This window comes from Pseudomonas sp. MWU13-3659 (assembly GCF_023757525.1).
GTDB lineage: Bacteria > Pseudomonadota > Gammaproteobacteria > Pseudomonadales > Pseudomonadaceae > Aquipseudomonas > Aquipseudomonas entomophila_E.
In genome coordinates this window covers 63,712-84,871 of the sequence record NZ_JAMSHW010000019.1, presented here as the reverse complement: position 1 = coordinate 84,871, position 21,160 = coordinate 63,712, and the positions used below count along the sequence as shown (strand labels likewise).

14 protein-coding genes are annotated in these 21,160 nt (G+C 64.2%); 4 read left to right on the top strand and 10 right to left on the bottom strand.

Annotation, left to right across the window (positions count from 1 at the left end):
* Positions 1–22: 22 nt before the first annotated feature.
* Together NGM28_RS20840 and NGM28_RS20835 are read right to left on the bottom strand one after the other, a co-directional pair.
* Entirely contained in the window at positions 23–436 is a 414-nt protein-coding gene (locus NGM28_RS20840; protein ID WP_240064147.1) for a PA0061/PA0062 family lipoprotein, read from the bottom strand.
* A 55-nt stretch (positions 437–491) separates the two neighbouring features.
* A complete protein-coding gene (locus NGM28_RS20835; protein ID WP_240064146.1) occupies positions 492–905 on the bottom strand; it encodes a PA0061/PA0062 family lipoprotein in 414 nt (137 codons plus the stop codon).
* An 88-nt stretch (positions 906–993) separates the two neighbouring features.
* On the opposite strand from NGM28_RS20835, the gene NGM28_RS20830 reads away from it, so the two are divergent.
* On the top strand, positions 994–2,112 hold the full coding sequence (locus NGM28_RS20830) for an aminopeptidase (protein WP_252091276.1): 1,119 nt from the start codon (positions 994–996) through the stop codon (positions 2,110–2,112).
* 23 nt (positions 2,113–2,135) lie between these two features.
* On the opposite strand, the gene NGM28_RS20825 is transcribed toward NGM28_RS20830, so the two are convergent.
* Positions 2,136–2,786 carry an HAD family hydrolase gene (locus NGM28_RS20825; protein WP_252091275.1) on the bottom strand — a complete coding sequence of 217 codons (651 nt, stop codon included), beginning with the start codon at positions 2,784–2,786 and terminating at the stop codon, positions 2,136–2,138.
* A gap of 100 nt (positions 2,787–2,886) precedes the next feature.
* Positions 2,887–3,435 carry a gamma carbonic anhydrase family protein gene (locus tag NGM28_RS20820; RefSeq protein WP_240064143.1) on the bottom strand — a complete coding sequence of 183 codons (549 nt, stop codon included), beginning with the start codon at positions 3,433–3,435 and terminating at the stop codon, positions 2,887–2,889.
* A gap of 102 nt (positions 3,436–3,537) precedes the next feature.
* Between NGM28_RS20820 and prlC the strand changes: the two genes are divergently transcribed.
* The 3 genes from prlC to NGM28_RS20805 all read left to right on the top strand — a co-directional run bounded on the left by prlC (position 3,538) and on the right by NGM28_RS20805 (position 7,121).
* Positions 3,538–5,589: an oligopeptidase A gene (prlC, locus tag NGM28_RS20815; protein WP_252091274.1), complete on the top strand. Its 2,052-nt coding sequence runs from the start codon at positions 3,538–3,540 to the stop codon at positions 5,587–5,589.
* Entirely contained in the window at positions 5,586–5,864 is a 279-nt protein-coding gene (locus NGM28_RS20810; protein WP_240064141.1) for a YheV family putative zinc ribbon protein, read from the top strand. Before prlC ends, NGM28_RS20810 begins: the two co-directional genes overlap by 4 nt.
* 201 nt (positions 5,865–6,065) lie before the next feature.
* Positions 6,066–7,121: a PA0069 family radical SAM protein gene (locus NGM28_RS20805; RefSeq protein WP_252091273.1), complete on the top strand. Its 1,056-nt coding sequence runs from the start codon at positions 6,066–6,068 to the stop codon at positions 7,119–7,121.
* A 46-nt stretch (positions 7,122–7,167) separates the two neighbouring features.
* Here the strand turns inward: NGM28_RS20805 and NGM28_RS20800 are convergent, their stop codons facing one another.
* The 6 genes from NGM28_RS20800 to NGM28_RS20775 all read right to left on the bottom strand — a co-directional run bounded on the left by NGM28_RS20800 (position 7,168) and on the right by NGM28_RS20775 (position 20,902).
* On the bottom strand, positions 7,168–14,115 hold the full coding sequence (locus tag NGM28_RS20800) for an SPM autocatalytic domain-containing protein (protein ID WP_252091272.1): 6,948 nt from the start codon (positions 14,113–14,115) through the stop codon (positions 7,168–7,170).
* Between the two features lie 494 nt (positions 14,116–14,609).
* On the bottom strand, positions 14,610–14,996 hold the full coding sequence (locus NGM28_RS20795) for a hypothetical protein (protein ID WP_096049026.1): 387 nt from the start codon (positions 14,994–14,996) through the stop codon (positions 14,610–14,612).
* Positions 14,997–15,166: 170 nt separating this feature from the next.
* Positions 15,167–15,697 (bottom strand): hypothetical protein, encoded by a 531-nt coding sequence (locus NGM28_RS20790; protein ID WP_252091271.1) that lies wholly within the window; start codon positions 15,695–15,697, stop codon positions 15,167–15,169.
* 90 nt (positions 15,698–15,787) lie between these two features.
* On the bottom strand, positions 15,788–17,203 hold the full coding sequence (locus NGM28_RS20785; protein WP_252091270.1) for an HlyD family type I secretion periplasmic adaptor subunit: 1,416 nt from the start codon (positions 17,201–17,203) through the stop codon (positions 15,788–15,790).
* 31 nt (positions 17,204–17,234) lie between these two features.
* Positions 17,235–19,361: a type I secretion system permease/ATPase gene (locus NGM28_RS20780; protein ID WP_252091269.1), complete on the bottom strand. Its 2,127-nt coding sequence runs from the start codon at positions 19,359–19,361 to the stop codon at positions 17,235–17,237.
* 119 nt (positions 19,362–19,480) lie between these two features.
* A complete protein-coding gene (locus NGM28_RS20775) occupies positions 19,481–20,902 on the bottom strand; it encodes a TolC family outer membrane protein (RefSeq protein WP_252091268.1) in 1,422 nt (473 codons plus the stop codon).
* Positions 20,903–21,160: the final 258 nt, after the last annotated feature.

The window sequence follows — 21,160 nt, the reverse complement described above, 5'->3', positions numbered from 1 at the left end:
GCCGGCTTGCCGGCGAATGACTTCAAGGAATGCAGAACACCTCGCTCGGTTCATCCACCACCACTTTGCGACTGGCGTCGTATAGCAGCACCTGCGGTTGCATCACCGGCGCCCGGGCTTCCAGCCGGTAACGTTCGCCGGCCTTGAAGTCGTTGAAGCGTACGGTGAGGTAGCAGGTGCGTTCGCTGGGATCGGTGGTGAAAAGACCGGAGGACACTTCGAAGTCGAAACGCACCACCAGTTCGTGCTTGCCGGGCGTCACCTGGAAGTAGCGACCGTCATCCAGGCGCTTGCCATCCAATCGGTCGGCCATGATGGTGCGACCGGGGGTGATGGTGTAGAGGTCGACCCAGGCCTTGGACGGGTCGACCGGTGGCAAGGGGCTGGCGCAGGCCCCGAGTGCGCTGATGGCGAACAGCATCATGGGCTGGCGCATGGCGAAACTCCCGCTCGCGGTTCACAGCAAACAAGCATAGCGCCATTTGCGGGGTTCAGCTGCGTTGGCAGCCTGCTGGCTCACCTTGGCCGAGCAGTTTCTGCTGCTGGTCATAGAGCTTGATCCAGGGGCGGAAGCCGATGCTGCCCGCCTGCATCTGATAGCGCTGGCCGGCGGTGAAGTCCTTGAACGTCAGGTTGAGCTGGCAGTCGCGCCACAGCGGCTCGTCCACTGCGCCGATATTGCTGGGCGTCACAGGGAACTGGTAGCGCACCGTCAGCTCATGATTGCCGGGCTGCACCTCGAAGTAGCGGGTGTCGGCCCAGTCGCGTTCGTCCACCTGCACTGCGTGCAGCGAGTCGTTGTTGCCTGGAGCCAGGTCGATCCAGGCCTGTTTCGGGTCTGGGTCTGGCAATGTGGAGCAGCCTGAAAGCAGCACGAGCGTGCTGGCGGCAAACAGAGTACGCATGGCGAAGCTTCCCCTTGGCGAGATAGTCTTGGTCGCATTCGGCCGACGAGCGAGATAGACAGCCTCGATGTTTGGACTTTTTCTTTTCATGCGCTGCAGCCGTCGGGCTCTCGACCGCGTTTTCATCCGGTTTGTTCCCGTGACGGTCGCGTTCCTGCTGAACGGTTGCTCCAGCGTGGGTTACTACGGGCAGTTGGCCGAGGGCCAATGGCAGTTGTTGCGGGCGCGCCAGCCGGTGGCGCAGGTCGTCGCCGACCCGGCCACCCAGCCGGTGTTGCGTCAGCGTCTGCAGTTTGCCGAACAGGCCCGAGTATTCGCCAGCGAGCACCTGAAGCTTCCGGACAACGGCAGTTACCGGGTCTATGCCGACCTGAGGCGGCCTTACGTGGTGTGGAATGTGTTCGCGACCCCGGAGTTGTCGTTGCAGCCGGTGACCCATTGCTTCCCCATCGCCGGTTGCGTGGCCTACCGCGGCTATTACCAGCAGGGCGATGCCCGTGGCGCGGCGGCGCTGATGCGCCAGGAAGGGCTGGATGTCTACGTGGGCGGTGTGGAGGCTTACTCGACGCTGGGCTGGTTCGATGACCCGATCCTTTCGAGCATGGTCGCCTGGGGGGATGAGCGGCTGGCCACGGTGATCTTCCATGAACTGGCGCACCAGCGTTTCTATGTGCAGGACGACACTGAGTTCAACGAGTCGTTTGCCACCTTCGTCGAGCAGGAAGGATCGCGGCAATGGCGCATGGCGCGTGGGCTTGCGGCGGTCGAGGATGGTAGTGTGAAACAACGCGAGCAGTTTACCCGACTGATACTGGCCAGCCGTGAGCGGTTGCAGGCGATCTATGCGGGGCCACTGGATGAGGCGGGCAAGCGGGCGGCCAAACAGACGGAGTTCGAGCGGTTGCGCACGGAATATCGCGAGGTGCGCGACCGGGATTGGGCAGGGGATCGACGGTTCGATGCCTGGATCTACGCGCCGATGAACAATGCCAAGTTGCTGCCGTTTGGGCTGTATGACCAATGGGTGCCGGCGTTTTCGCGGCTGTTCAAGGATGTTGATGGGGACTGGGCGCGGTTTTACGAGCGGGTCGAGGCGTTGGGGCGGCTTTCGATCGAGGAGCGCAAGGCGGCGTTGGTGCGTTTGCTGCAACCTGGGGCCGCGTTGCGGCCCATCGCCGGCAAGCCGGCTCCTACAGGTGCGGTGTAGGAGCCGGCTTGCCGGCGAAAGGCTCAGTTGCGCATGAACGCCTGGTGCAACGCGGCCAGTGTCTCGAAGTGGAACGCAGGCGCCTCGGCCTCCAGTTCCTCTCGGCTGCCGAACCCATATCCCACCGCTACTGCCTGCAACCCATTGCTGCGAGCGCCGATCAGGTCATGCTTGCGGTCGCCGATCATCAGGGTCTGCGCCGGGTCCAGCCGTTCTTCATCCAGCAGGTGGCGAATCAGCTCGACCTTGTTGGTGCGGGTGCCGTCCAGTTCGCTGCCGTAGATCACCTTGAAGTGCTGGTCGAAGGCAAAATGCCGGGCGATTTCGCGGGCATATTCCCACGGCTTGGAGGTGGCGATGTACAGGGTGCGGCCTTGGGCGTTGAGGGCTTGCAGCAGCTCCGGCACACCGTCGAAGACCAGGTTCTCGTACAGCCCGGTCACCTTGAAGCGTTCGCGGTAGAAGTTCACCGCCTGCCACGCCTTGGCTTCGTCGAAACCGTAGAACTGCATGAAGGCCTGCAGCAAGGGTGGGCCGATGAAGTGTTCGAGGCGGGCAAGGTCGGGCTCGTCGATGCCCAGCTTGGCCAGGGCGTACTGGATCGAACGGGTGATCCCTGAGCGCGGGTCGGTCAGGGTGCCGTCGAGGTCGAAGAGGATGTTCTGCTGGTGCATGTAGGGGTTCCACTCGAATCTTGGGTCGACTGCTTCGCGGGTAAACCCGCTCCTACAGGGGCTGGGCAAGCCTGTGGGAGCGGGTTTGCCCGCGAATGGGTTATTCCGGTTGGTCGTAGCCTTCGGCCAGGTGCTGGTCCTTGAGCTTCACGTAGTTGCCGGCGCTGTAGGGGAAGAACGCGTGTTCCTGCTCGCTCAGCAGGCGCACCTGCTTCACCGGGCTGCCCATGTACAGGTAGCCGCTGACCAGGCGCTTGCCCGGTGGTACCAGGCTGCCGGCGCCAATGATCACCTCGTCCTCGACGATGGCGCCGTCCATGATCGTGCTGCCCATGCCCACCAGGATGCGGTTGCCCAGGGTACAGCCATGCAGCATGACTTTATGACCGATGGTCACCTCGTCGCCGATGATCAGCGGGAAACCGTCCGGGTTGAAGGGGCCGGCGTGGGTGATGTGCAATACGCTGCCGTCCTGCACGCTGGTGCGCGCGCCGATGCGGATGCGGTGCATGTCGCCCCGTACCACGGTCAGCGGCCAGATCGAGCTGTCCGCGCCGATCTCGACGTCGCCGATGACCACCGCCGAACGGTCGACGAAGGCCCGTGCTCCCACTTTCGGCGAGTGTTGCTGGAAGGTCCGGAGGGCCATGATAGTGTTCCTCTGCAATGCCGATAGGCAGGCTGCCTGCTGCGGTCGGCGTCGATTGTAATTAAGATGGTCCTGTGTTTCTCCTGCCAAGGTACCCGAACCGTGAGTGCGAACAACCCGCTGCTGCAGTCCCATGATCTGCCGCCCTTCTCGGCAATCCGCGCCGAGCATGTGCTGCCGGCGATCGAGCAGATCCTCGCCGACAACCGCAAGGCCATCGCCGACATCCTCGAACAGCAGGGCAAGAACCCGACCTGGGCTGGCCTGGTGCTGGCGATGGACGAGCTCAACGACCGCCTGGGCGCCGCCTGGAGCCCGGTCAGCCACCTCAACGCGGTGTGCAACAGCAAGGAGCTGCGCGAGGCCTACGAGTCGTGCCTGCCGGCCCTGAGCGCCTATTCCACCGAGCTGGGCCAGAACCGCGCGTTGTTCGAAGCGTATGAGGCCCTGGCCGCCAGCCCTGAAGCCGCCGGTTTCGACGTCGCGCAGAAGACCATCATCGACCATGCCCTGCGCGACTTCCGTCTGTCGGGCATCGACCTGCCGGCCGACAAGCAGCAGCGCTACGCTGAAGTGCAGAGCAAGCTCAGCGAGCTGGGCAGCCGCTTCTCCAACCAGCTGCTCGATGCCACCCAGGCCTGGACCAAGCACGTCACCGACGAGGCCGCCCTTGCCGGCCTGACCGACTCGGCCAAGGCACAGATGGCCGCCGCTGCCCAGGCCAAGGGCCTCGACGGCTGGCTGATTACCCTGGAGTTCCCCAGCTACTACGCAGTGATGACCTACGCCAGCGACCGCGCCCTGCGCGAAGAGCTGTACGCCGCCTACTGCACCCGTGCCTCCGACCAGGGCCCGAACGCCGGTCAGTTCGACAACGGCCCGGTGATGGAAGAGATCCTCGACCTGCGCCAGGAATTGGCCAAGTTGCTGGGCTACCAGAACTTCGCCGAACTGAGCCTGGCCACCAAGATGGCCGAGTCCAGCGACCAGGTGCTGAGCTTCCTGCGTGACCTGGCCAAGCGCAGCAAACCGTTCGCCGCCCAGGATCTGGAGCAGCTCAAGGCTTATGCCGCCGAGCAAGGCACCCCGGAGCTGGCCAGCTGGGACGCCGGCTACTTCGGCGAGAAGCTGCGCGAGCAGCGCTACAGCGTGTCGCAGGAAGCCCTGCGCGCCTACTTCCCGATCGACAAGGTGCTGACCGGCCTGTTCGCCATCGTCCAGCGCCTGTACGGCATCGAAATCGCCGAACTCAAAGGCTTCGACAGCTGGCACCCGGACGTGCGCCTGTTCGAGATCAAGGAAAACGGCCAGCATGTCGGCCGCTTCTTCTTCGACCTCTATGCCCGCGCCAACAAGCGTGGCGGTGCCTGGATGGATGGCGCCCGCGACCATCGCCGCACCGCCGCCGGCGCGCTGCAAAGCCCGGTGGCCAACCTGGTGTGCAACTTCACCCCGGCCACGCCCGGCAAGCCTGCGCTGCTGACCCACGATGAAGTCACCACCCTGTTCCACGAGTTCGGCCACGGCCTGCACCACCTGCTGACCCGCATCGAGCATGCCGGCGTTTCCGGCATCAACGGCGTGGCCTGGGACGCGGTGGAGCTGCCCAGCCAGTTCATGGAGAACTGGTGCTGGGAGCCGGACGGCCTGGCGTTGATCTCCGGCCATTACGAGACCGGCGAGCCCCTGCCCCAGGACCTGCTGGACAAGATGCTGGCGGCGAAGAACTTCCAGTCCGGCATGATGATGGTGCGCCAGCTGGAGTTCTCGCTGTTCGACTTCGAGCTGCACGCCACCCACGGCGACGGCCGCGGCGTGCTGCAGGTGCTCGAAGGTGTGCGTGACGAGGTCTCGGTGATGCGTCCGCCGGCCTACAACCGCTTCCCCAACAGCTTCGCGCACATCTTCGCCGGCGGTTACGCGGCGGGTTACTACAGTTACAAGTGGGCTGAAGTGCTGTCGGCCGACGCCTTCTCGCGCTTCGAGGAAGAAGGTGTGCTGAACGCCGAGACGGGCCGTGCCTTCCGCGAAGCCATCCTCGCTCGCGGTGGTTCCCGTGAACCGATGGTGCTGTTCGTCGACTTCCGTGGCCGTGAGCCTTCCATCGATGCATTGCTGCGCCACTGCGGTCTCTCCGAGGACGCGGCGGCATGAGCGAGGTAGCCGTGAGCAAGACCAAGCGACGCTTTATCGCCGGGGCTGTATGCCCGGCGTGCAGCGAGATGGACAAGCTGATGATGTGGAACGAGGACGGCGTGCCGCACCGTGAGTGCGTGGCCTGCGGGTTCACCGACACCCTGAACGAACAGGGCTTGTCGGTACCCAAGGAGCTGGGTACCCGGGTTAACCACCTGGAACCGAAGGCAGCGCCGGCCAAGGTGCAGACCGTGCAGTTCTTTCCCAATCCGAAGCTGAAGAAGCCAGAGTAAGCCCGGGCCCGCTTTGCGGGCTATCGCCGGCAAGCCGGCTCCTACCCTGACCGCGCTGATCCATCGACCGGCGCTGTACCTGTAGGAGCCGGCTTGCCGGCGAAGCGGCCGGTACCGGCAACGTTCATCCGTCTGACGGTCCTGGCCTTCGGAAAGAACCCGATATACTGTATTTCCATACAGTATATCGGGACCTTCACCATGACCCCTGCCCCCCTCCGTGGTCGCGGCACCGCCGCCAACCCCCACAATCGCTTCGCCCCAAGCCGCTCGGTGGCCGAAGACGACGGCTGGTACCAGGAAGTCCCGCCCACCCAGGGCACCGAGGTGCGGATCGAGACGGCCAAGACCATCATCGCCCGCAACACCTCACCCGACCTGCCCTTCGACCGTTCCATCAACCCCTACCGCGGCTGCGAGCATGGCTGCATCTACTGCTACGCCCGCCCCAGCCACGCCTACTGGGACCTCTCCCCCGGCCTGGACTTCGAAACCAAGCTGATCGCCAAGACCAACGCCGCCGAAGTGCTCGAACAGCAACTGAGCAAGCCCGGCTATGTCTGCGCGCCGATCAACCTCGGTTCCAACACCGACCCCTACCAGCCCATCGAGCGCGAGCAGCAACTCACCCGGCGCCTGCTCGAAGTGCTGCTGCGCTACCGCCACCCGGTGACCATCGTCACCAAGGGTTCGCTGATACTGCGCGACCTTGATCTCATCAGCGAACTGGCCAGCCAGCGGCTGGCGCGGGTGATGATCAGCCTCACCACCCTCGACGACGAACTCAAGCGCACGCTGGAGCCGCGTGCGGCGGCGCCCAAGGCGCGTCTGCGGGCGATCCGGGTATTGCGCGAGGCGGGAGTGCCGGTGGGCGTGCTGTGTTCGCCGATGATCCCGATGATCAACGACAGTGAACTGGAGCGCCTGCTGGAGGCGGCGAAGGAGGCCGGCGCGCAGAGCGCGGCGTACATGATGTTACGCCTGCCGCTGGAAGTGGCGCCGCTGTTCGAGCAGTGGCTGCAGGATCACCATCCACAGCGCGCCGCCCATGTGCTGAGCCTGATCCGCCAAAGCCGCGGTGGTGAGCTGTACGACAGTCGGTTCGGTGCGCGGATGCGCGGTGAAGGGGTGTTCGCCGAATTGCTGGCGCAGCGCTTTCGCAAGGCGGCCAGACGGCTGGGGTTCGAAGGGCGGGAGGAGTTGGAGCTGGATTGCAGCGCATTCTGCCCGCCAGGCGGGCAGATGGCGTTGTTTTGATCAGGATGCCGTCACCTGGAGGCTCGCAAGCCTCCAGGCATCAGCGTTAGCGCCAGTTGGCAGCGAGCACCGGCTGCAAGGCTTGCGCCTGCGCCGCGTCAAAGCTGGTGGCTGCCGCGCCGGGCGGCGCGAACGCCGCCATGGCCTGGACCAGTTGCTCGACATCGCGGTCCGACAGGCGCTGGCCGTTACCGGCAACAATGTTGCCGGCCCGGGCAGGCGAGCTGGCGTACCAGTCATCCAGGGTGACCTGCTGTTCACTGCCGATATGGCTGATCAGCAGGTCATCGCCCTGGTGCTGGAACCACAGCTGTTCGGGCAACACGGGCTTGCCGAAGGTCAGGGTGCTCATGTTGCCTTTGAACGCGACTTCGGTACGGCCTTCGCCGACCGTCACGTTGCTCATGCTGCCTGTGACGACCAGGTCGTTGTGGCCCTTGCCCAAGGTGATGTCGGCAAACGAGGAGGATGACTCGATGTGGTTGTCGCCATCGCCGACCACCAGTTTGCGCACCGCACCCTTGACGCTGTTGCGGCCGTTACCCAGTGTGATCTCGGCGAACGAACCCGAACTTTCGATCTGGTTGTTGCCATCACCGACCAGCAGATTGCCGACCTCGCCTTTGACGGTGTTGTGGCCGTTGCCCAGGGTGATCTTGGCGGATGAGCCCGAACTTTCGATGTGGTTGTCGCCATTGCCGACCACCAGCTTGTCGATCTTGCCCTTGATGGTGTTCTGGCCATTGCCCAGCGTGAGGTTGGAGAACGAGGCCGTGGTTTCGACGAGGTTGTCGCCATGGCCGGCCACCAGCTTGTCGACGCCGCCCTTGACCGTGTTGTTGCCGTCGCCCAAGGTCACCTCGGCCCTGGAGCCTGCGGCGAAGACCTGCTGGTCTTCCTTGCCGAGCAAGGTGGCCGTGGTGCCGTTACCCAGCAGCGCCAGATGGCGCCCGCCGTTGGCGGTCACCTGGGTGAACGAGTTGCTCAGGTTCACCGCGTACTGGTCGTCGGCCAGGGTCACGCTGTCGAACGTCGGCACGGTCAGCAGCGTCGGCTGGACCATCAGGTGCAGCACGGCGCTGGCTTCGCTGCCGGCATTGACCTTGATGTCGTAGATCGCGTTGAGGCCGGCCAACGGTGTTCCCGTCAGCGAAGCCTGGGCGGGATCGAAGCTCATCCAGGCAGGCAGCGGCGAGCCGTCGGCCAGGCTGACCTGGTAGACGGGTGCCTGCTCCTTCAATGCCTGACCGAACAACCCGCCCAGCGAACCGGCGCTCCAGGCCTGGCCCGCGGCGATCAGCTGGTAGGCCTGGGCCGGCGCGGTACTGGCCACGGGGCGTGTTGCAGTCGTGGTGTCGGCTGGCTTGGGACGCTTGAAATCGCTGCTTGTGTCGATGTCCGGCACCTTGACCTCGAAGTCGTGGTGATCGATGACTGTCGGCTTGATGTCCGGCAGTGTCACCGGATTACGCTCGGTCCGCTCGCGCTTGCGTTCCTCGAAACGGCGCTTCGATTCTTCGTAGAGCGAGCCGGAATCGGTGCTTGGATGCAGGTCGAGCTCCGTTCGATCAGGGATTCTGATCTCCGGGATTTCGATGGGTGTTGGCCGGATGTCAGGGATCTCGACAGGCCGGGTCGGTACGCTCGGATGGTCATCGAAGCGCTTGCGCATCTCCTCCATGCGGCGGTCGCTTTCCGCCATGATCTGCTCGCGCCGGCGCCTCGCTTCTTCGAGGATCGAGTCGATATCGGTGCTTGGGCGCAGGTCGACCGCTGGTCGGTCAGGGATTCTGACCTCCGGGATTTCGATGGGCGTTGGCCGGATGTCAGGGATCTCGACCGGCCGGGTCGGTACGCTCGGGTGGTCATCGAAGCGCTTGCGCCAGTCGTCCGTGCCGCGATTGAGCAGGTCGTTCAGATCCGGGATCCGGTGATCCGGAATGCTGAAGTCCGGAACCCGGGTATCGGGAATCTTGATATCAGGCCGCTCGATGATCGGCGTGAGCCGGTCAGGGATCTCGATAGGCTTGACTCGGTCCGGCAGCGACAGGTCGATCCCCGGCAGGCGGGTCGGCGGCAGCGCGGGCTGGCCGGTTTCCACCGGCAGGTGGGCGCTGGCGAAGATGAAGTCGCCGGCATCGAGCTGGGCCACTTCGATGGCATCGAGGTAGGCCAGGTTGACCGGCTGAGCCGCGCCACGCAGCACGTTGGTGCTCAGTTCCACACCATGGATCTGCGACAGGCCATTGATGGTGCCACGGTTCTTCTGGGCGATGCTCAGCTCTTCGAAACGGGTGACGCCGACCTGGCTCAGGTCGATCTTGTCGATGCCATGACGGAAGCCGCGCAAGGCATTGCGGTAGTCACTGGCATTGAGCTGGTGGCTGATGACGAAGCGGTCCGAGGTGGCGCTGTCGTGGCTGTACACCTTGCCGGCCAGCGCGGCGACCAGTTGGCCGTCGGCGCCGCTGCTGAAGCTTACGCCCTGGCCTCCGCCGTTGAGCACCACGGTGCCGGCGACGGTGCCGGTGTCCACGATCGGCCGGCTGCTGTCGACATAGTTGGCCGGGGCGACGAAGCGGTCCTGGAACTGGAAGTTTGCCGCGCTGATGTTGCCCAGCGACTGCCCGCTCAGCAAGATGTGCTGGCCATTGCCCAGGTCGACGCGGACATCCGCGCCCTGCTGCTGCAGGGCCAGGTCGGCAAAGGTCTTGCCGGTGAAGCCGACCAGGTCGATGACCTCCCCTTTCGCCGCCTCGAAGCGGTGCACGGTGTCCTGGCCGCCCTCGCGGCGATGGACCACGAAGTAGTCCTTGCCGCTGCCGCCGGTCAGGCTGTTGTTGCCTCGGCCACCGTCGAGCAGGGCATCGGCGTTGCCGGCCACCAGGGTGTCGTTGCCGTCACCGCTGATGAGGTTGTGCACGCCGTTCGGGTTGCGCAAGGTCAGCGCCGCGCCGCCGATGCTGGCCACGCCGGTGGCCAGGTTGACCTGGACATCGCCGCTGACCGCCGCGGCGTTGAGCGTATTGCGCCCGCCTGCGGTGCCGTTGCCGGCGTCATCCAGCACGCCGCGGCTGGCCTGGCCCTGCACCGCCTTGAGGTACTCGTCGGTGTAGAAGTAGGTGTCGTCCGCGCCGGCCTTGCTGCCATACAGGCGCAGGGCCCAGTTGTTGAGGGTCACCGGTTGGCCGTTGCTGGCGTCCTTGACCTCGAGGGTCCAGGTGCCGGCCGAGCGTTCGCCCCAGTCGCGGGTGCTCATGAAGCTGTACTTGAAGGCGCCGGAGCGTGTGCTGCCGACGTCGCTGTCGCTGGCCCCGGCCATGCCTTGCGGCACTTTGCCGGTGCGGTCGAGCAGGATGCTGCGGGTGCCGTCGGGCGATACCAGGGTGACCGTGAGGTCGCCAAGGCGGCCGACGCTGGCATCCAGGTCGATTTCCACGTGCTCGACGTTCAGCCCGGCATCCATCTGCACCGAGCTGCTCAGGCTGCCGCCACCGGCCAGGGTCTTGCCCAGGGCACCGCTGCTGGCGCTGAACACGCTTTCGTCGGCGCCGGTGCTGCGGGTCATCCAGCTTTCGGCCAGGCGCACCGCGGCGCGGGCGTCCACTTCGCCGAAGCCGTAATCGTGGCTGGTGTGCATGCCGCCGCCGTTCCAGTTGCGCGCGCCGTTGTCGTCCCAGCGGGTAGCACTGTCGTTGACCCGGCGGGCCGACAGCGCAAGGATCTGCTGCACGTCGCGGTAGCCCAGGTTGGGGTTGGCTTCGAGCATCAGTGCGGCCACGCCGGAGACGATCGGCGCGGCGAAGCTGGTGCCTTGCATGCTGGTGTAGTCGTTGCCGAAGGTCGAGCCGCGTTCGGTCTCCACCAGGCGGCTGGTGGACAGCACGTTGCTGCCCGGGGCCGAAACCAGCAGGCTGGCGCCGGGGTTGGAGAACGGCGTCGAGCCGATCTGCAAGGTCGACAGGTCGCCCTGGGCGTTGATCGCGCCCACCTCGATCGAGAAGCGGTTGTTGTTGGTCAGCGAGCCTTGGGCGCTGCCGCCGTGGGCGCGCTGGTTGCCGCCTGCGGTGACGATCACCGTGCCAAGGCCGCCGCGACCGTTGTGCGCGGCATAGCGGGCGTTGGCCGCCAGGGCGCTGGCGGTGTCGATGGCGCCGTTCTGCAGGTTGCTGATGGCGAAGTCGTTCTGGAAGCCCCAGCTGTGGTTGGCGACATCGTAGTTGACCATGTTGCCCAGGCCGGTCAGGTCGTCGCCCTTGTTGGCCAGGTAGAAGCCGCTGAGCTTGGCGCCATAGGCCACGCCCACGCCGCCCTGGTCGTTGCGCCCGGCCACCATCACTCCGGCGACCATGGTCGCGTGGTTGGAGGCCAGTTCTGGCAGCACGCCTTTGTCGCGCTGGGTCTTGAGCCAGGCCTGGTCGACGTTGGCGGCCAGGTCCGGGTGCTGGATGTCGAAGATTTCCGGCGCCGTGGCGAACTCGCCACCGGGCTCGAACATGGCGATGCGCACGCCCTTGCCGGTGTAGTCGTGCCATACCGGCAGCACGTTGGTGTCGCTCAGGTACCACTGCTGCGCGGCCAGCGGGTCATCCGGCATGTTAGCGTCGAGCAGGGTCACGCTGGCGCGCATCGGCGCGGTCTGGCCGCTGCCCAGGTCGACCACCGAGGCCGACTTGTTGCCCTGGGCATCGATGATGCCGTACTTGAAGCCCATCATGCCGGTGTAGCCGGCCAGCGGGGTGAACAGCACGTCACCTTGGGCGGTGAGGCTGACCGAGCCGCCGGTGGCATCGCCGACGTTGTCGATGCGCAGGCCGCCCTTGCTGTCGAGCAGCAGGTCGTTGGCCAGCAGGCTGGAGGCGGCGACCAGGTGCGTGCGCTGGCGGTCGAAACGCTGGCCGTCCTTGTCCAGGCGCAGCACATCGGCCACCGGCATGGCGTTGGGGGTGGACAGGTCGACGGCGGAAATATCGGCGAAGTTGAGCTTCTGGATATTGCGCAGTTGCACGGTACCGTCGCGACCGGTCACGTTGTCGGCTACCTGGTAGCCGTTGCTGGTATGGGTGATGCGGTACTCACCGTACTTGCCGTGCAGGGTGACCAGGTTGGTGCCGCCGCCGCCGTCGATCTGCGCGTTGCCGTGACCGACCTCGATCACATCGTCAGCCGCACCGCCGTGTATGACATCGTTGCCGCCACCAGCGTGGATGATGCTGCCGCCTGCGGACGCGTAGATCAGGTCGCCGTTGGGCCCGGCATAGATCACCGCCTTGCCGCTGCCGCCGATAAGCGTGTTGTGGCCGCTGCCGCCGACCAGTACATCGTTGCCGGCGCCGCCGATCAGGGTGGCATTGCCCTCCCCGCCCTTGATGAACACGCCAGCGCCACCGCCGCTGCGGATCACATCGTCGCCGCGACCGCCCTGGGCAATGGTCAGCCCGGCCTTGGCCATGTTCAGCTCTACGCCCTGGTCACCGACGATCAGCGCCGTGTCGCGGCCACCGTTGCCGTGGATGTTCTGTGGGTTGTCGCTGGCGCTGATGACGAAGACGTCGTCGCCGGCACCGCCGATGTAGGTATTGCTGCCAGCACCACCGACCAGCCAGCTGCCGCCGGCCGCCGCAGTGAGTTGGTCGTTGCCGCTGCCGCCATACAGGTTGTTCACCCCAAGGGTCGTGGCGTCCAGCTGTTCGCCCTGGTTGCTGGTGCTGCTGTAGGCGATGGTGGTGGCGCCGTCGCTGCTGGAGACCACGCGGATGCCATCGCCCTGGCGGGTGGTGGTGCTGCTTACCGGGTCGCCCAGGAAGTCCACGGCCAACGCTTCCCGGCTGGCGCCGCCGATCGTGAACGAACTCCGGGCCAGCACACGGCTGCCATCGCGGGTCTCGCCCGGCGTGCCAGCGGCGCGCACGTTGATCTGGGTGATGCCCAGTTCGGCCAGGGTCTTCAGCTCACCGCCGTCGACACGGGCGTCATGGCTGGCATCCACCCACACACGCAGCTGGTTCCAGATCGGGTCACGGGCATCGATGATGCCATCGCCGTTGCCATCCTCGCTGGCCAGCGCGGCAAAGCCGTCTTTGAAGCGGGCCTCGCCAGCCGCGCCGTTCACACCGGCCTTACCCTTGTAGTACTCGGAGAACATCTGGCTGACGTCCTTGACCTGGCCGCTGCCGTCGTCGATCACCAGCATGCCGGTCTTGCGGTCGGCCCAGGCGCTGCGCTTGAGCGTGCCGCTGTGGTCGGTGTCGAACAGCACCGCATCGCTCAAGTCGGTCATGCGCACGCCTTCGCCGCCCAGGTCGAGCAGCAGTGGGTCGACGTAGGTGTTGCGGGTGGTCATGGCCGACAGGCCGTTGAGGGTCACCGCGTTGCGCAGGCTGAAATCGAAGCTGCTGGTGCTTGGCTGGTCGAGGTAGAACTTCGACAGGTGGCTGTTGGGGCGGGCGTTCGGGTCCAGTTGCATTTCGCCAGGGCGGATGCCGCCGGAGGTCAGGCTGGCCATTTGCGTGGAGGCGAAGTCGGTCTTGTTGAGAATGCCGCCGAGGGCGAACACGTTGTGGGTCGCGGCGTTCTGCACGTAGCCGTTGCTCACGTCCTGGCGTGCCTGGTCTTCGCCCTGGATGTGTTGCTGTGGCTTGGGCGAGGCGTCGATGTGGATCTGGATCGACTGGTTGGTATCGGGCTGGACGGGAGTGTCGTCACCGGCACCGAACCACTGGAACATCTTGTAGGTGTTGTCCGCAGCGAAGCGCCTTAGCTCATTGGCATATTTCCATGCGGGAAGCATGTCCAATTCGGTGAAGCTGGAAATGTACCGACTGACCCCGGCGAGGTTCTGCATGACAGCGAGCCTGAGGTGCTTTGCGTAGGTTTCGCCTTGGCCCGGGATGGTCGAAACCTCGCGGTTGAGACCTCCCAGCAGAGGGGGGAAGGTATCGGCGATGGTGCCAGGCCATTGCCATGATTCGAGGCCAAACGCATCGACAGTCATATCCCGATCATCCTTCATGATGTCGTTGATCGGGGGGAAACCACCATTTTTGATGATACTGTCCGCAATATTCCAGGCGAGCTTATCGGAGCCTTTTTGAAATTCAGTGTCGGAAAGAGGTTTACCTTTACTTGCCGCCGCGAACTGCATTGACCCGCGGACCATCTGGTTTGGAAACTGACCATCATTCGAGTTGACGCTGATAGCTACATTCAACCACGTCTGAGCAGTAGTCAAATCGTCTAGCGCTTGAGCATCGTGAGTGATAGTTTTTTGCGTAGTCACGACCTCGAGCATATAGCGATACATGTCGGGGTAGCGTTTGCTATCGCGCAGGCGTGTGAGTTCTGACAGCTGCTCAGCTGTCATGTTTATCATGTTCATCCTTTAACCTTAATTTGAGTGCGTACGAGAGGATTCTCGCAGATGAGTGAGTTTGCGCTGGCGCGCTCCCTGATCGGCGATAAGAAGCCTAATCATGTTATGTGTGTTTTCTACTCCTGGGTGTTGATGAAAACTCTGTTCAGAAGCTTGAGCACCGCATCGTCCATTTGTTTAAAGTTTTTTATGTTTCGACTGTATTGATAGTTCACGTCCAGCCCCTTGTAAGTCCTATGGGCTACCCAGGTCTCCACGATGGCTGTCACGTAAAATTTTTCACCGTCGGACCCCGTCAAAAGATAGGTGGCATCGTCATCGCTGCCATATATCGTAATGCCAGGTTCCTCGCGTGTTGGCTTAAGTGTTGCGAACGCGGCCATCAAATTGAAATATGGACCGGCCTCACGAATGCGGACTCTGATCTTTCGGTTACGCGGGGTTTGCTCAACGACCTCGCCCGTTGGGAAGTCCAATGTCATAAAAATTTGTGGCGATCCCATTCGTTCGAGTGTCCTGCACTCTTGATCACTCAGCTCAAGGTGCGCCAAGCGGGACGGCGCAGGACCCACGTTTGGCCGGCAGTCGGCGATAACAGTAAGGGGTAGACAAGCCGCCAGCAAAAAACAAACTGGATTTAGAATGCTGGGGCGGCGGTATGATATGAGCGTAATCATTGTTCACCCTGGCGCCCGAGCATGTGCTCGAGCGCAGCCATTATGAGATTGTCAATGGTTGCAAAGTTCGTGACTCGGCGGTCGTATTGATACTGGATCAACACCCCGCTATACATGCGCTTCGCAAGCCACGTATAGCCGCGTTCTTTGATAAAGATGCGCGCGCTATCACTACCCCTGAGCAGATAAAATTCTTCGCTCGAGTCTTTATAGACATCCAGGTCGCCGATGCTTCGGATGTAAGAGACCCCGTCAAGCATGCGGTCTAACCGATGCGTCGAGTCGACATGGTATAGAAGGAGGTCAATGGTCTCTCCCCGCCATGCCGAGTCAACGACTTTACCTTCTGGGTAGCTGAGGCGCATCGGGATGATGGGCCCATCAATATACGAGATCGTACGGCATTCAGCCTCTGACAGCTTCAATTCGTAGACGGCGTTGTTACGAGTGTCATGAAACGTACAGGCGATGCTGGCATTGGAAAAAAGATACAAGAAAACTATTGGGATTAATCGGGCAGGCGTCATTGGAGTGATTCCTGGGTTGCCATATTGGGCGTACTTTGATGTTTAATGGATTTTCTCGGATTCTGGATAAACCAGCCCAGGCCTCAAGCACTACCGTTCCCGCAAACTCTCTTGCGCATGCTGTTGCAACGGGCTCAGGAAATAATCGATCACCGTCCGCTGATCAGTCTTGATCTCGGCGCTTACCGCCATGCCCGGCGTCAGCGCCACGGCCTGGCCGTTGACCTGCAGGTGGTCGCTGGCCAGGCGGATGCGGCTGCTGTACACCAGCCCGCGGCGTTCATCCTCGATGGCGTCGCGCGACACGCTCAGCACTTCGCCTTGCACGGTGCCGTAGCGGGTGTAGGTGAAGGTTTCGACTTTGACCGTCACCGCCTGCCCGACCTGGACGAAGCCGACGTCCTTGTTCTCCAGCAGTGCCTCGACCTCCACCGGCTGATCGCCGGGCACGATGACCATCAGTGCCTGGGCAGGGGTGACCACGCCACCGACGGTGTGCACCGCCAGTTGCTGGACGGTGCCGTCGACCGGGGCCAGCAGTTGCGTGCGGGCTTCCTGGTAGCGCGCCTTGGCCAGCTCCTGGCGCAGGCTGGCGACCTTCTGCCCGGCGGTCTGCTGCAGGTCGAGCAGGCTGCGCCGGGCCTGGGCCACCACGCCCTCGCGGCGGCGGCGGGCCTCGGACTGCGCGGCGGTCGACTGCAGCACGCTGGCTTGCTGCACCTGCAGCTGGCGCTCCAGGTCGAGGCGGGCCTGTTCCTTGTCGAGGTACTCGTGGCGGGCCACGTACTGCTGCTCCAGCAGGTTCTGGTAGTCCCGGGCCAGCTGCGTGGCGATCGGCAGGGTCTTGCGCAGGCTCGCCACCTGCACCTGGGCGGCCTGGATCTCGGCGCCGCGCTGCTGGATCTCGGCATCGACTTGGTCGAGGTTGTTGCGATACTCCTGGTACTGCCCCTGCAGCCAGCGTTCGGCATCCTGCACCTGCAGCGCGTCGGCGTGCTCGATGTCGCCTTGCAGCCCCTGCGGTGGCTGGCCGCTGGCGATGGCCTGGAGCATCGCGCTGCTGCGCGCCACGTCGATGCGCGCAGCCAGCAGTTCGCTTTCGCTGCGACGCACATCGGCGTCGGCGGTGGTCGGGTCGAGCTCGAGCAGCAATTCGCCGGCCTTCACCCGCTGGCCATCGCTGACGTGGATGGCCTTGACCACCGCGGTCTCGCTGGGCTGCACCAGCTTGGTGCGCCCGCTCGGCACCACCTTGCCCGTGGCCACCGCGACCACGTCGACATGACCGAGGCAGGCCCACAGCAGGGCCAGGGCGGCAAAGCCCATGATGCTCCAGACGAACACCCGCGGCGCCGGGTGCGGTGGACGCTCTTGCAGGGCCAGGGCGGCGGGCAGGAACTCGATTTCGTGGGCGGCGCGCAGGGGCGCGTCGAGCGCCTTGCGTTGACGCCAGGCGTGCTGCCAGGCCTCGCGGTAGCGCTGCCAGAGGCTGGAATAGGCGGACATGGCCTCTCCTTGGTATGAGGTGGTGAGAGGATCAGCCCTGTTGCAGGCGGTGCAGCCTGGCGTAGTGCCCGGCCTGGTGCGCGAGCAGTTCGGCGTGGCTGCCTTGTTCGACGATCTGGCCGCGGTCCACCACGACGATGCGGTTGGCATCGCGCACGGCGGACAGGCGGTGGGCGATGATGATCACCGTGCGCCCCTGGCAGATCGAACGCATGTTCTGCTGGATGATGCGTTCGGACTCGTAGTCCAGCGCGCTGGTGGCTTCGTCGAAGATCAGGATGCGCGGGTCGCCGATCAGCGCCCGGGCAATGGCGATGCGTTGGCGTTGCCCGCCCGAGAGCGAGGCGCCGTGCTCGCCCACCATCGTGTCGTAGCCTTCGGCGAGTTCGAGGATGAAGTCGTGGGCACCGGCCAGGCGGGCCGCCTGCATGACGGTTTCCAGCGGGGTGCCGGGGTCGGCCAGGGCGATGTTCTCGCGGATGCTGCGGTTGAACAGCAGGTTGTCCTGCTGCACCACGCCGATCTGCCGGCGCAGCGAGGACGCATCGGCCAGGGCCAGGTCCATGCCGTCGACCAGCACCCGGCCGCGTTCGGGCACATACAGCCGCTGCAGCAGGCGGGTCAGGGTGCTCTTGCCGGAACCGGAGCGGCCAACCACGCCAATCACTTCGCCCGGCTCGATGCGCAGGCTGACCCCGCGCAGGATCTCCGAACCGTCGGCACGGTAGCGGAAATGCACCTGGTCGAACTCGATGCCACCTTGCAACGGCGGCAGCGCGCTACGGGCCGAGGACGACAGCTCGGTGCGGGTGTTGAGGATGTCGCCCAGGCGCTGCACCGACACGCCGGTCTGCTGGAAGCTGGTCCACAACTGGGCCAGGCGCATGATCGGCTGGGCCACGCGCCCGGCCAGCATGTTGAAGGCGATCAGTTCGCCGACCGTGAGCTGGCCGTCGATCACCAGGCGCGCGCCGAGCCAGAGGGTGGCGACGGTCACCAGCTTGCCGATCAGGCCGACGCTTTCGTTGGCCAGGGTCGACAGGGTCTGGGTCTTGAAGCCCGCGGCGACATAGGCCGCCAGCTGGTTGTCCCAGCGCCGCAGGACTTGCGGCTCGACGGCCATCGACTTGAGGGTGTCGATGCCGTTGACTGTCTCGACCAGGAACGCCTGGTTCTCGGCGCCACGGTTGAAGCTGTCCTGCAGGCGCTGGCGCAGCACCGGTGTGATCAGCAGCGAAACCAGCGCGTAGAGCGGCAGCGACGCCACCACCACCAAGGTCAGCCAGCCGCTGTAGTAGAACATCACGGCGATGAACACCACCGAGAACAGCACGTCCATCACCAGGGTGATGGCGTTGCCGGTGAGGAAGTTGCGGATGTTCTCCAGCTCGCGCACCCGCGCCACCGAGTCGCCGACCCGGCGCGCCTGGAAGTAGGCCAGCGGCAGGTGGATCAGGTGGTGGAACAGGCGTGAGCCCAGTTCGACGTCGATGCGGCTGGCGGTATGGGCGAAGACGAAGCTGCGCAGGCCGCTCAAGGCGGATTCGAACAGCATGATGCCGAGCAGGCCGATGGCGATCACGTCCAGGGTGGTCAGGCCGTGGTGCACCAGGACCTTGTCCATCACCACCTGGAAGAACAGCGGTGTCAGCAGGGCGAAGATCTGCAGCACGAAGGACACCAGGGTCACTTCGCCGAGCAGCTTGCGGTGCTTGACGATGGCCGGGATGAACCAGGTGAAGTCGAAGCGCGAGGTTTCGCCGGCTACCGACGATTCGCTGCGAACCAGCAGCAACTCGCCGCTCCAGCGCTGTTCCAGGGCGGCCAGGTCGATGACCTGGGGCCGTTCGGCGCGTGGATCCTGGATCAGCACCTTGCCTTGGTCCATGCGGGCGATGATGAAGAAGCCGCCGTCTCGGTCTGCGGCGATTGCCGGCAGTGGTGTATGCGCCAGGCGCTGGGGATGGGTGTCGACGCACTTGGCCTTGAGGCCGAGCTTGCGCGAAGCCAGCAGCAGTTGAGGGGTGGTGAAGGCTTGCTGGCCATCGGTGAATTCGTGGGCCAGCTGTTCGCCGGAAGCCGCCACGTTGTGGAAACGGGCCAGCATCAGCAGGCAGATCAGCCCGGTGTCCGGGGTGTCTGTTGGGTGTTCACTCATAACGCGTCCATGCAGGCCGAACGGCCTGGTAAAGCTACCTATTTCAGTAGGTTAGCGTACTTGGAAAGAATTTGTAATCATTTTGCCATCATCGAATGATTGATATTTCACTCGATTGTTTAACTGGTGGCAGACTGCCTGGCCCTGGCCTCGGGTGGCAGGAAATCGCGGTCCGGGTCGTAGTCGCGGCTCAGGTAGTGGGAGAGGTCGAGCAGGTCCTGGGGGGCCAGGCTGCCGGCAGCCTGCTTGAGCTTGAGCGAATCGATGATGTAGTCGTAGCGGGCGTCGTTGTACTCGCGCACGGCCCGGTACAGCTGGCGTTCGGCGTTGAGCACGTCGGCGGTGTTGCGCGAGCCGATCGCCCGGCCCACCTGGTTGGCCTTGAGCGATGCCTGGCTGGAGCGAATGCTCTGCTGGCGTGCCTGCACCTGCTCTACGTCGGCATTGACCGCGCGGTGCAGGTTGCGGGTTTGCAGTACCACTTCGCGGCGGCGATCTTCGCGCTCGTCCTCGCTCTGGGCCAGACGCTCGCGCGTTTCGCGTACCTGCGAGCTGGTCAGCCCGCCAGCATAGAGCGGGATGTTCAATTCAAGGCCCAGGGTGCCCTGGGCGATGTCGTCGCGGTAACCGTTGCGGCCGAAATCGGTGGGGTTGCTGTAGCCGAAGCGATCGTTGTCGCCCTTGCGGTAGGACGCCACGGCATCGAGGGTCGGGGCATGCCCGGCCTTACGCTGACGGTTGGCCTGTTCGGCGGCATCGACTGCCTGACCGCTGGCCAGTAGCGCGAGATTGCCTTGCACCGCCTGGTTGACCCAGGTGCTGGCGTCGTTGGGTATCGGCGGCTGGACCGGCAACTGATGGGCAATGCCAGCGATTTGCGCGTAGTCCTGGCGCGTGAGGCGCTGGAGCGCCTCGAAGGCGTCCTCGACCTTGCGTTGCGCCAGCTTGCGGTTGGCGCTGGCGTTGTCGAAGGCGGCCTGCGCATCGAGTACATCGGTGATGCTCGAGGCGCCATTGTGCAATCGCCCTTGGGCTTGCTCCTGCTGGCGTGCGAGCGCTTTTTCCTCGGCCTTCGAGGCGGCCAGCGCATCAAGTGCGCGCAGGGTGTCGAAATAGGCTTCGGCGGTTTGCAGGATCAGCGCCTGCTCTTTCGACGCCAGCTCCAGGCCTGCCTGGGCCGTGCCGGCCTCGGCGGCCTTGAGTGCATACCAGCGATCCAGGCGCAGCAGGGGCTGGTTGAGGTTGGCCTGGTAGACCATGCCACTGCGGGTGCGGGTAAGGGCGGGCTCGTCACGCTGCAGGCGAGTGCTTTCGAAGGTGGCCCCGGCATTGAGGCTGGGCAGCAGGCCTGCCCGGGCTTGCGGCACGCGCTCACTCAGTGCCTGGTACTCGTGGCGGGCGGCGCTCAGGCGGGCGTCCTGCTCCACTGCATGGCGATAGACATCCAGCAGTTCGGCGCGGTGGGGGTCGGCATGCAGTGCGGTGGAGCAAAACAGGCAGGTCAGTAGGGTGGCACGAGCAAAGGCGGTACTGCGGGGCATGACGATCCGTGTCTGGCATTTGTAAAAGGGGGCGCATCCTATACTGGCAAAGTGCTTTAAATAAATCGGAACAGCGACATGTTGTTTGTCTGAAAGCTCGTAGTAGAGCGGTTGAAAGCGGATTTGCCGGCCATCGCCCTGGTCAAGCGAGAGCGGCCTCGCTATGTTCAGCCAGGCTAATCGACGCCATTATTTTCACTCATGCCTCTTGGCACCTGATGTAATTTTGCTATTATCGAAAGCCCGCCAAGATCTTCT

Coding starts and splice junctions, on each gene's coding strand:
- NGM28_RS20840 (WP_240064147.1), bottom strand. CDS start 436: ATGCGCCAGCCCATGATGCTGTTCGCCATCAGCGCACTCGGGGCCTGC.
- NGM28_RS20835 (WP_240064146.1), bottom strand. CDS start 905: ATGCGTACTCTGTTTGCCGCCAGCACGCTCGTGCTGCTTTCAGGCTGC.
- NGM28_RS20830 (WP_252091276.1), top strand. CDS start 994: ATGCGCTGCAGCCGTCGGGCTCTCGACCGCGTTTTCATCCGGTTTGTT.
- NGM28_RS20825 (WP_252091275.1), bottom strand. CDS start 2,786: ATGCACCAGCAGAACATCCTCTTCGACCTCGACGGCACCCTGACCGAC.
- NGM28_RS20820 (WP_240064143.1), bottom strand. CDS start 3,435: ATGGCCCTCCGGACCTTCCAGCAACACTCGCCGAAAGTGGGAGCACGG.
- NGM28_RS20810 (WP_240064141.1), top strand. CDS start 5,586: ATGAGCGAGGTAGCCGTGAGCAAGACCAAGCGACGCTTTATCGCCGGG.
- NGM28_RS20805 (WP_252091273.1), top strand. CDS start 6,066: ATGACCCCTGCCCCCCTCCGTGGTCGCGGCACCGCCGCCAACCCCCAC.
- NGM28_RS20800 (WP_252091272.1), bottom strand. CDS start 14,115: ATGACTGTCGATGCGTTTGGCCTCGAATCATGGCAATGGCCTGGCACC.
- NGM28_RS20795 (WP_096049026.1), bottom strand. CDS start 14,996: ATGGGATCGCCACAAATTTTTATGACATTGGACTTCCCAACGGGCGAG.
- NGM28_RS20790 (WP_252091271.1), bottom strand. CDS start 15,697: ATGACGCCTGCCCGATTAATCCCAATAGTTTTCTTGTATCTTTTTTCC.
- NGM28_RS20785 (WP_252091270.1), bottom strand. CDS start 17,203: ATGTCCGCCTATTCCAGCCTCTGGCAGCGCTACCGCGAGGCCTGGCAG.
- NGM28_RS20780 (WP_252091269.1), bottom strand. CDS start 19,361: ATGAGTGAACACCCAACAGACACCCCGGACACCGGGCTGATCTGCCTG.
- NGM28_RS20775 (WP_252091268.1), bottom strand. CDS start 20,902: ATGCCCCGCAGTACCGCCTTTGCTCGTGCCACCCTACTGACCTGCCTG.